Source organism: Actinotalea sp. C106, from assembly GCF_023630195.1.
GTDB lineage: Bacteria > Actinomycetota > Actinomycetes > Actinomycetales > Cellulomonadaceae > Actinotalea.
Genome location: NZ_JALPKN010000117.1, coordinates 1 through 9,535, shown reverse-complemented (window position 1 = coordinate 9,535; position 9,535 = coordinate 1). Strand labels below are relative to the sequence as shown.

At 71.0% G+C, this 9,535-nt stretch carries 11 protein-coding genes; 7 read left to right on the top strand and 4 right to left on the bottom strand.

Going from position 1 to position 9,535, the window contains the following annotated elements; translation table 11 throughout:
• A partial coding sequence (locus L0B03_RS09485; protein WP_284501607.1) for a serpin family protein occupies positions 1 to 923 on the top strand: 923 nt, incomplete at its 5' end.
• A 21-nt stretch (positions 924 to 944) separates the two neighbouring features.
• Here the strand turns inward: L0B03_RS09485 and L0B03_RS09480 are convergent.
• From L0B03_RS09480 to L0B03_RS09470, 3 genes are all read right to left on the bottom strand, one after another.
• Positions 945 to 2,465, bottom strand: coding sequence for a BCCT family transporter (locus L0B03_RS09480; RefSeq protein WP_308200032.1), 1,521 nt, complete (start codon positions 2,463 to 2,465; stop codon positions 945 to 947).
• A 143-nt stretch (positions 2,466 to 2,608) separates the two neighbouring features.
• Positions 2,609 to 2,857 carry a hypothetical protein gene (locus L0B03_RS09475; protein ID WP_250445566.1) on the bottom strand — a complete coding sequence of 83 codons (249 nt, stop codon included), beginning with the start codon at positions 2,855 to 2,857 and terminating at the stop codon, positions 2,609 to 2,611.
• 143 nt (positions 2,858 to 3,000) lie between these two features.
• The gene (locus L0B03_RS09470) at positions 3,001 to 3,435 is read right to left on the bottom strand and encodes a hypothetical protein (RefSeq protein WP_250445565.1); all 435 of its coding nucleotides are present in this window, start codon (positions 3,433 to 3,435) and stop codon (positions 3,001 to 3,003) included.
• 89 nt (positions 3,436 to 3,524) lie between these two features.
• Between L0B03_RS09470 and L0B03_RS09465 the strand changes: the two genes are divergently transcribed.
• The 6 genes from L0B03_RS09465 to L0B03_RS09440 all read left to right on the top strand — a co-directional run bounded on the left by L0B03_RS09465 (position 3,525) and on the right by L0B03_RS09440 (position 9,267).
• Positions 3,525 to 4,001: a GNAT family N-acetyltransferase gene (locus tag L0B03_RS09465; RefSeq protein WP_250445564.1), complete on the top strand. Its 477-nt coding sequence runs from the start codon at positions 3,525 to 3,527 to the stop codon at positions 3,999 to 4,001.
• Between the two features lie 222 nt (positions 4,002 to 4,223).
• Entirely contained in the window at positions 4,224 to 4,895 is a 672-nt protein-coding gene (locus tag L0B03_RS09460; RefSeq protein ID WP_250445563.1) for a hypothetical protein, read from the top strand.
• Positions 4,895 to 5,488: an SdpA family antimicrobial peptide system protein gene (locus L0B03_RS09455; RefSeq protein ID WP_250445562.1), complete on the top strand. Its 594-nt coding sequence runs from the start codon at positions 4,895 to 4,897 to the stop codon at positions 5,486 to 5,488. Before L0B03_RS09460 ends, L0B03_RS09455 begins: the two co-directional genes overlap by 1 nt.
• Positions 5,476 to 6,513: a sporulation-delaying protein SdpB family protein gene (locus L0B03_RS09450; protein WP_250445561.1), complete on the top strand. Its 1,038-nt coding sequence runs from the start codon at positions 5,476 to 5,478 to the stop codon at positions 6,511 to 6,513. Before L0B03_RS09455 ends, L0B03_RS09450 begins: the two co-directional genes overlap by 13 nt.
• 2 nt (positions 6,514 to 6,515) lie before the next feature.
• On the top strand, positions 6,516 to 6,815 hold the full coding sequence (locus L0B03_RS09445) for a hypothetical protein (RefSeq protein ID WP_250445560.1): 300 nt from the start codon (positions 6,516 to 6,518) through the stop codon (positions 6,813 to 6,815).
• A gap of 238 nt (positions 6,816 to 7,053) precedes the next feature.
• Positions 7,054 to 9,267, top strand: a complete 2,214-nt coding sequence (locus tag L0B03_RS09440) for a DUF2510 domain-containing protein (protein ID WP_250445559.1) — start codon at positions 7,054 to 7,056, stop codon at positions 9,265 to 9,267.
• An 18-nt stretch (positions 9,268 to 9,285) separates the two neighbouring features.
• On the opposite strand, the gene L0B03_RS09435 is transcribed toward L0B03_RS09440, so the two are convergent.
• A partial coding sequence (locus tag L0B03_RS09435; RefSeq protein ID WP_250445558.1) for a cold-shock protein occupies positions 9,286 to 9,535 on the bottom strand: 250 nt, incomplete at its 5' end.

The following is a 9,535-nucleotide window of genomic DNA, read 5'->3' as shown; positions in this document are numbered from 1 at the left end:
TGCCCGCCTGGTCACCCGAGCTCGCAGCCGCCCTGCAGGCGCACGACGCCGGCCTGGCGCAGCTCACCCCGGCGCTCACGGCAGGCGAGCCGCCCAGCGAGGACGACGCCCCGGACACGCTGCGGATCAGCAACCGCGTGTGGCCTGCCGTCGGCGTCGAGCCCGACCAGGACTACCTCGATGCGGTCGCCACCGCCTTCGACGCCGCGGTCGAGCCCCTGGACTACGCGGACCCCTCCGGCAGCGCCCTGGACCGCATCAACGACAGCGTCAGCCAGGACACCGCAGGCATGATCGACCCGCTGCTGGAGGCGCTGCACCCCAGCACAGCCATGGTCCTGACCAACGCGTTGCACCTCGAGGCCCGTTGGGCCAAGCCGTTCGAGAGCACCCACGACGGGGCCTTCACCACCCCGCACGGCACCGTGGAGACGCCGATGATGAGCGGGGCCGGCGGCACCCTGCAGGAGCACGACGGGTGGCAGGCCGTGGCCCTGCCCTACCGCGACGGCACCCTCGAGGCCGTGGCGGTGCTCCCGCCGTCGGGCACCGAGCCGTGCGGCCTGGACGCGGCGACCCTCGACAGGCTCGACGAGAGCCCGAGCCAGGACGTCGCGGTGGCGATGCCGCGGCTGGAGATCGAGCGGCGGCACGAGCTGCTGCCGCCGCTAGAGGAGCTCGGGCTGGATCCCCTCGGCGACTACGGAGGCCTGGGAACCGCGGCCCAGATCAGCCAGGTCGTCCAGGAGGTCGCTCTCCGGGTCGACGAGGACGGGACCGAGGCCGCGGCGGCGACGGCCATCGGGCTCGAGGTGAGCGCGCCCCAGTACACGGAGATCGACCGGCCGTTCCTCCTGCTGCTGCGGGACACCCGGACCGGCTCACCTCTCATGGTGAGCGTGGTCAACGACCCGACCGCCTGACCTCTCCCTGGCAGCCCCCGGTCAGCCCCGGGCATCCTGCGCGGCGTCGTAGCGTTCCGCCGCGACGTCCTCACGCAGCGCCTTGATCAGGGAGACGACCATCAGCAAGATCACGACGGCGAAGGGCAGCGCCGCCACGATCGCCACGGCTCGCAACGCCTCGAGGCCGCCGCTCAGCAGCAGGACCGCGGCGGTGGCCGAGATGAGTCCGCCCCACGCGAGGCGCACGACCTTGCTGGGCACCATCGAGCCGCGCGAGGACAGCACCCCGAGCACGTAGCTCGCCGAGTCGGCCGAGGTGACGAAGAAGATCACGATGAGCAGGAGGCCCAGCAGGCTGAGGACGAGCCCTCCGGGCAGGCTCTGCAGGGTGAGGAAGAGGGCGAGCTCCTCGTTCTGCTGCGTGGGCCCGGCGATGTCGGTGGTCCCGCTGATCTGCAGGTCCAGGGCCGTCCCGCCGATGACGACGAACCACAGCGCACCGAGCACCGCAGGTACCAGGAGCACCCCGAGCACGAACTCCTGGACGGTGCGCCCGCGAGAGACCCGCGCGATGAACATGCCGACGTACGGCGCCCAGGCGATCACCCACGCCCAGAAGAAGATCGTCCACTCGCCGTACCAGGCGCCGTCGGAGTAGGGCGCGAGGGACAGGCTCAGGTCGAAGTAGTCACTCACGTAGGTGCCGACCGAGGTCGTGAAGCTCTCGAGGAGGAAGGCCGTCGGGCCGAGCACCAGGACAGCGCTGAGCAGGACGATCGCGATGCCGAGGTTGGTCATGCTCAGGTAGCGGACGCCCTTGTCCACCCCGGAGAGCGAGGAGATGACGAACAGGACCGTCACCACCGCGATGACGATCATCTGCGTGATCACGGTGTTGGGCACCGGGAAGATCTCCGACATCCCCCCGCTGACCTGCAGCGCGCTCAAGCCGAACGTGGTCGCGACGCCGACCGCCGTCGCGCCCGTCGCGACGATGTTGATGACCTTGCCCGTCGGGCCGTCGACCCGGTCGCCGAGCAGCGGGCTCAGGGAGTGGCTGATCAGGCCGGGCTTGCCCTTGCGGTACTTGAAGTACGCCAGGGCCAGCCCGACGATCGCGTAGACGCCCCACGGCTGGAGCGCCCAGTGGAAGACGCTGTAGGTCAGGGCCGCGCGGGCGGCCTCCTCGGTCTCAGCCTCGATCCCGGGTGGCGGGTCGACGTAGTGCAGGATCGGCTCCGCGGCGCCCCAGAAGACCAGACCGACCCCCATGCCGGCGGCGAACAGCAGGCCGAGCCAGGTGAAGAACGAGTAGTCCGGGCCGCGGTCCTTCTTGCTGAGGCGGACGTGCTTGTAGGGGCCGAGCCCGAGGAAGAAGCAGGCAAGGACGAAGAGGGTCGTCGCGAGCATGTAGAACCAGCCGAAGGTCTGGTTGACCCACTCGAGCGCCGCACCCGAGACAGCGCTGAGGCGATCCGGCGCGAGGGCACCCGTGGCGACCAGCGCGACGACGAGGCCGACCGAGACGTAGAAGACGGTGCCGGGGGTGCGCTTCTGGATCGTGCCGGTCCTTCCGAGCCGCTCGTGGTGCCGGTCCGGGACGGACGCGCGAGGCCAGGGGGCTGCGGACGGCGGGATCCGGACGGCAGGACGCGCTCCACGTTAGGCGCGGGCGGCCGGGAGTGCGCGACGAAGGGGCCGCCTCAGCCGACGGCCGGCGGCCGCTGGCTCGGTACGCACCCGCCGAGCTCGACCACGCGGACGACGTTCTCGGCCTCGTCGACCTCGAGGACGCTCGCGTGCACGATGCGCTCGCGGCCCGTGGTGCCGAGGCGTTGCGCGAGCTCACCGACGGCCTCGACGGCGGCCGGGAGGGTGGGGCGGCGCAGGCGCAGCGGCGCGTGGTCGGTGTGGCCGTCGGTGGCGGTCTCGACGGTGGTGATGAACGGCACGAGCCCCTCCCGGACCTCAGGGCGCGACCCGAGCACGGTGCTCAGGACCAGGGTGCCCCGGTGCGCTGCGTCCTTGTCATCGACGCGGAGCCGGCGGACCTGAGGGGATCACCGCGGCGAGTGGGACGCCAGCACGACCGCGCTCACCCGTCCGAACCGACCGCAGGCCCGCCGGCCTCGAGCTGCCGGAGCAGCCAGCCCGCGCCCTGCACCTGCGCCCCCTCGGCCGCGACGCGGCACCGGAGCTCACGGTCGGAGGTGACCACGAGGACGCCCTGGCCCGCTCGCTCGCGCACCTGCTCGACGATGCACCCGTCCCCGTCCCGCTCGGCCCGCACGACCGTCAGACCCGGGCCGCACTCGTCCCGCGCCCCACGGGCCTGGCCCTCGAGGACGACGACGACCTCGTCCGGGCCGTCGGCCGGACCTCCGGCGAGCGCCGCGCGACCGGAGGGCGCTGCGTGGTCAGCGAGCGCGGTGAGCAGACGCTCGGCGGCCCCGACCCGGTCACGCCACCAGCCGTCGGGCCGCGAACCGACGACGTTGGCCGCGTCGACGATCAGGACCGTGGCTGCCATGCGCGACCTCCCTGCGTGAGCGGTGCCTGGTGATGCGCGGGACCGGCGTCCTCCGGCCGGTGCCCGTCCCCTGCCCCTAGTCTCAGCCCATGAGCGTCACCGTTCGTAGGTGCGTGCCGGCGGACGCCGGGGCCACCCTCGCGGTCTTCCGGCGCGCAGTGCACGTCACGGCCGCAGCCGACTACTCCCCCGAGCAGCTCGAGGCCTGGGCTCCGCACGGCCTGGACGCCGACCGGTGGGCCAGCCGTCAGAGCCAGCGCAACGCGGCGGTCGCCGTCGTCGGGGAGCGGGTCGTGGGCTTCACCGACGTCGACGCCACGGGGTACGTCGACATGATGTTCGTCGACCCCGACCACGCCCGGCGAGGTGTCGCGACGGCGCTGATGGCCTGGGTGCAGGAGGAGGCCGTGCGCCTGGGCGCGCGTCGGCTGACCACCCACGCGAGCGAGACGGCTCGCCGCTTCTTCGAGGCGCACGGTTTCCGCGTCGACGCGCGGCGCACGTTCCCCGTGCGCGGCGTCACGATGACGAACTACGCGATGAGCGCTGTCCTCGGCGACAGCTAGGGCAGCTGGCCTCGGCGTCAGGCACGGGCGCCGATGAGCACTTCTCGGGGAGGCGAGTGCGGCTGAAAGATGCTATAGCACTGCCGGTCAGAAGCAATCTGACCCGCCCCCGTCCGGCGCCGGACATGTCATGGGACGAAAGTCCCTGGACGTGAAGGGTGGACATATCCGAGGAGCTCTCGTTAATGTTCTTCGCGTTCGTACCGACCTGGGGGGGAATTCATGCGTATTGCCATCAAGACTCTTGCCAGCCTTGCCACCGCGGCGCTTCTCGTGACGGGGAGCACCACTGCCGCAGGCGCCGACACCCGGGACGGGGGTCGGAGCGAGCTCAGCCGCGACGCCACACTCCAGAGCATCGAGGCCGCGTACTCGCACGAGGAGATCCTCGAGCTCCTCTTCAACGGCACGGGGCGTGTCGCCGAGCAGGAGCCCGAGCTGCTCAAGAGGCTCAACTTCGCGGAGAGCCACGAGAAGGCGGACCCGGAGAAGTTGGCCGAGGTCATCGACGTCTACCTCGAGTACCACAAGGACTTCGAGTCTGACGTGCTCGACCGGATCACGTCAGGGGACCCGCGCCTCGTCGAAGAGGGCCTGGTGAGCCTCACGACCAACTACCTCGCGATGCTCGAGGAGGAGTACGACGCCGAGGTCCGCGTCGAGGCCGGGCCGTCGTCGCGATGCGGCGCGGGTGCGTGGGCCTGTGTCGTTGCGTACGTCGGTGGGCTCGTCAACGTCGTCGTGTACGCGAATGCGGCGGTTGCCACTCTTGCCGTCGTCGCGCTCGCCGTGGTCCCGGCAGCGGTCTCCTACCTCATGGAGGATGACGCCGCGACGAGCCAGCTGGTGAAGACAGAGCTCGTCGCAGAGTTCACGCGCGCCTTCGCCAGGTGATGCGGCCTCAGCGACCGCGGTTCGGGCGGGAGCTCCAGGCGCTGGGTCTTGCGGTTGCGGGAACGGTGCTTCTTCTCGGTTCCGTCTTCCACTCCTTGCCGAGCAACGTCCTGTCGGACTCAGGGGTTCGCAGCCCGGTGCGCGAGTTCAGCATCGACCTCGCCCCGCAGGGCTGGGGGTTCTTCACCCGTTCGCCGTCGGAGCCCGACCTGCACTTCTTCGACGCCGAGTCGCTCGAGTCCCTCGTGGCCACACCGCAGGGAAGGGCCGAGAACGCCTTCGGCCTGAGCCGGACGCAGCGGGCACAGGGCCCCGAGGCGGGGACCCTGCTCTTCGACCTCACGGACGAGGACTGGGTCCCCTGCGAGACCGGCGACACCCTGGCCGACTGCCGCGAGCGCTTCGAGTCAGACGCACGCTTCGAGTCAGACGCAGAGGTGCGGACCGTCGAGAACGGTTCACCCGTCCCCACCCTGTGCGGTTCGGTGCTGTTCGCCCAGTCCGACCCCGTGCCATGGTCGTACCGGGACCTCTACGAGGTAGACCACCTGCCCCAGTTCCTCACGATCCTGGACGTCCGATGCGAGACCTGATCACACGAGCCCTCGCCGCGACCAGGGCGTCGCTCGAGAACACCTCCACCGGCTCCCGGAAGATCGCCCTCGCACGAACCCTCATCGCGGGCGCCCAGCTGACGGTGCTGCTGTTCACCAGCTGGCAGGCCCTGTTCGTGCCGACCGGGACCGGCGAGGGCGGTCCGTCGTGCGACGGGATCGCGAGGATCGGGGCCTACTGCCTCGCGCCCGGAGCAGGCATCGACATTCCCACCGTGATCGTGATCGCCTGCCTGCTGCTGGTCGTCTCGGGCTACGTGCCCAGGATCTCCGGGGTCCTCCATCTCTGGGCGACGATCTCAATCTCGGCCTCGATCAGCCTGCCCGACGGTGGCGAGGCGGTCGCGCAGATCGTCACCCTGCTCCTGGCCCTGATCCTCCTCACCGACGACCGGACGAACCACTGGCACCGCACGGTTCGCGGCACGAGCCGACTGCTGCCCCTCGGTTGGGCCGCCGCGCACGTGCTGAGGTTCCAGATGGTCTGGGTCTACGTGAACGCGAGCGTGAGCAAGACCGCGGTGGCCGAGTGGCAGGACGGCACCGCGGTCTACTTCACGACCCTCGACCCCATGTTCGGGACCGCGGGACCGCTGGCCCCGCTCTTCGACCTCGTCGCGACGACGCCTCTGGGCGCCCTGGCGATGGCCTGGGGGGCCATCGTCGTCGAGATGCTGATCGCGGTCCTGCTCATCGGCCCGAGGAGGCTGCGGCCGTTCGCCTTCTGGCTCGCCGTCCTGCTGCACGGCTCGTTCATCGCCATGATCGGCCTGTGGTCGTTCGCCCTCATCATGATCGGAGCGGTTCTCGCGGCGACAGGTCCGGCGGTGGGGTTGCGCGACCTCGTCCCACACCGCAAGGCCCCCGCGGACGCGGTGCTCCCGGCCGACCGCGACGCGGGCTCGGGCACCCCGGCATCGGCCGCTGCGCCTGCCCCGGGCGAGGGGGACGCCGGACCAGGCGTGGAGGAGACGACAGGATCGGAGGTCCGGCAGTGGGTGTGACGGTGTCCGCCGTGGTCGTGGGTCACTGGTTCAACGGGTGGTTCATGCGGCTGTTCGGCCGCGCGTACCTGGTCGTCGCCGACGAGGAGCTCCCAGTCGCATGGGGCAGGCCGACGCCGGTCCAGCTCCCTGACGCACCGGTGCGCATCGGGGCAGGCGTCAGGTACCTCGACCGAGGGCCACTCCTCGGGTGCGAGCCGCAGGCGTACGAGGGGCACCTGGGGACCAGGGGCACCGAAGCCCTACGGGTCACGCTCCGCAACGGCTTCTGGAACCATTCCCCCTTCCGGCTCGTGCCCTGAGTCCCGGCGAGCGCGGGGTGCCGGGGAACGGCCCTCGAGCGAAGGCGTGCGGGCGTACGGGAGCTCGACGCGTTGGTGGCCTTCCGAGCGAGCAGGGAGGGGGAAGGGCCTCAGGACCGTCGGGCGTCCGACGGCGGGCCTGGTGAACCGCGCCCGTCGGGCGGAGGCGTCCCGCCGCACCGGCTCTCGGCGACAGCTAGGCTCCTCCGCAGCCCAGGCACCCAGGAGACGAGCGACGATGTCCGACAACACCCCGGCCGCCCACCCCGGCTGGTATCCGGACACGACCGCCCCCGGCCGGCAGCGGTACTGGGACGGCGCGCAGTGGACCAACCACTACTACCCGCCGTTGCACCCGTACGCCGCCCCGGCTGCCCCGCCCGTCAAGCCCACGACCCGGCCGCGGCGGCGCGGCCTCCTCGTCGGCCTGGTCGCGGGCGGGACCGCGATGGCCCTCGGCCTGACGGCGTTCCTGGTGTGGGGCCTGCCCGGCCAGCCGGGCGGCCTGGTCACCGAGGACGACTGGGACTACGCCTACGCCCCGGCGCAGGAGGTCGAGCACGACCACAGCTTCACGTTCCCCGCCGACTACGACCTCAGGGCGATGGCGGCCGCGAACGGGGACGAGTTCGACCTCAGCTTCGCCTTCGAGCTGTTCACCGACGCGGCGCTGACGCGGAACACCTCGCTGCGCGCGAACCAGTGGCAGGGCGAGATCGAGGTGAGTGGGAACACGCTCCCGTCAGCCACGTACTACCGGCTCAGCGGCTCCGAGTCCCCGATCACGACGCGCGAGTTCCAGTTCAACCCCGCAGGGATGGGCTTCTGGGGCCTCCACGCCGAGTACTTCCTGGTGCAGAAGCTTGACGCATCGGGCGAACCGCTCGAGAAGCCGGTCGTGCACCCGATCACGATCGAGAGCGCCCTCCCGACGCCCGAGGTGGGCTACTCGACCTCGGACGACGGCACCCTGCAGGTGGAGTGGCGGCCCGTCCCGGGGGCGACCGAGTACCTCATCACGGTGTCCTCCTGGCAGAACGAGTCCCACCGGCGCGACGTCGAGGTCGTCGGCATCACCACGGAGACGGCCTGGTCGCCCCCGATGCACGACGTCTTCACCGGCGAGGAGGTAGCCGTCGACATCCTGCAGAACGATGGGCTCAGTACCTACCGGCTCTGGAGCGCCGACGAGGTCGCTGGCGGAGGCACCACCGTCAACGCACTCGACAACGACACCACCCAGTACGAGTACGGGGTGGTCGCCACGGACGGCAACGCCTTCTCCTCGCTCCAACCGACGGACGCGAACGGCGTGGCTGCGTCGCTGCCGCACGAGATCCCGCTCCGCAGTCGGAAGGAGCAGTTCCCGAACGGCCAGTCCGTCACCTCCCTCGACGACCTCTCCACCCGCTTCTTCTTCACGTCGCTCGATGGGGCGACACGGCAGACGTCGGCCCACATCGATCCCGAGACGGTCACCGGAGGCACCTCCTCCCCGTGGCGGTTGAACTACATCGGGCGCGGCACCGCCCTCGCCTGGCCCGTGTACCTCGAGGGCGCCACTCGCGCCGAGGTCGACGAGCAGATCGCCCAGTTCAACGACCGCGCCACCGCCGAGGCTCCGACCACCGGCATGCCTGCGATCACCGTGGTGGCCGAGGCCGTCGACGAGGACTTCGACCAGCCCACGCCATCGACCACGGCGCCCGACGTCGACTACCCGGTGACGGGCAGCAACGAGTTCACCGAGTACCTCGCCGCGAACCTGATCGCGCGGGAGGACGCCATCGACGTCTCCGACTACGAGAACCGGGTGGGGATGCCAGCGCTCGACGACGCCCTCGGCGAGGCCGTCTACCAGAACCCGTACATCATCGGCTTCCGCGGCTTCAACTACCGGGACGGCGCCATCTACATCACCTACGTGCACGACCCCGCCGAGACGGCGCGACTGCAGGCGGAGGTGGCCGCGGTCGTGGAGGCAGCTGTCGCGTCCGAGACGACGCCGGAGATGGGGGACGTGCAGATCGCGGAGGCGCTGAACACCTGGCTGATCGAGGTGGCCGAGTACGACACGCCCGCCTTCGAGAACTCGCTGTTCGGGTACCCCGACGACTTCCACCACGCGTGGGATGCGAGCGGCGTGCTGCTGGCCGAGAACGACAACCTCGGCGTCTGCGCGAGCTATGCCGCGGCCTACAAGGCACTGCTCGACGAAGCCGGTGTCGAGAGCGTGGTGGTCTCCGGGGACGTCTTCGACGGCGGTCGGCACGCGTGGAACAAGGTCCGGGTGGAGGGCCAGTGGCTGGCGGTCGACCCCACCTGGAACGACGGGCCGGACCCGAGCGCCTACCTGCTGATCACCGACGCAGAGTTCACGGGCTCAGCGCTCCGTGCCGAGGGGGTCGACTGGATGGCCGACATGCGTATCCCCGACTACGCGACCCCGTAGCGCCGGCAGGGCGTGCGATCACGCCCGCTCGACGCGGTCCGCCTGCGGCCCTCGGTCGCTCTGGCGCACCACGTACCGGACCCGGTCACCCTCCTGCAGGGGCTCGGTGCCCTTCAGGACGGACACGTGCACGAACAGGTCAGCGCCACCCGCGTCCGGGGCGATGAAGCCGAACCCGCGCTCGGCGTCGTACCGCGCGACCACGCCCTCCCCACCGCGCACGGGGGCGCTGGACGCCGGCTGGTGCCCCGACCGACCGCGGGGGGAC

What these genes read in the sequence shown, in the direction of transcription:
- L0B03_RS09450 (WP_250445561.1), top strand. Translation starts at nt 5,476, where the DNA reads ATGCGAGACCTGATCACACGAGCCCTCGCCGCGACCAGGGCGTCGCTC.
- L0B03_RS09465 (WP_250445564.1), top strand. Translation starts at nt 3,525, where the DNA reads ATGAGCGTCACCGTTCGTAGGTGCGTGCCGGCGGACGCCGGGGCCACC.
- L0B03_RS09455 (WP_250445562.1), top strand. Translation starts at nt 4,895, where the DNA reads ATGCGGCCTCAGCGACCGCGGTTCGGGCGGGAGCTCCAGGCGCTGGGT.
- L0B03_RS09460 (WP_250445563.1), top strand. Translation starts at nt 4,224, where the DNA reads ATGCGTATTGCCATCAAGACTCTTGCCAGCCTTGCCACCGCGGCGCTT.
- L0B03_RS09470 (WP_250445565.1), bottom strand. Translation starts at nt 3,435, where the DNA reads ATGGCAGCCACGGTCCTGATCGTCGACGCGGCCAACGTCGTCGGTTCG.
- L0B03_RS09440 (WP_250445559.1), top strand. Translation starts at nt 7,054, where the DNA reads ATGTCCGACAACACCCCGGCCGCCCACCCCGGCTGGTATCCGGACACG.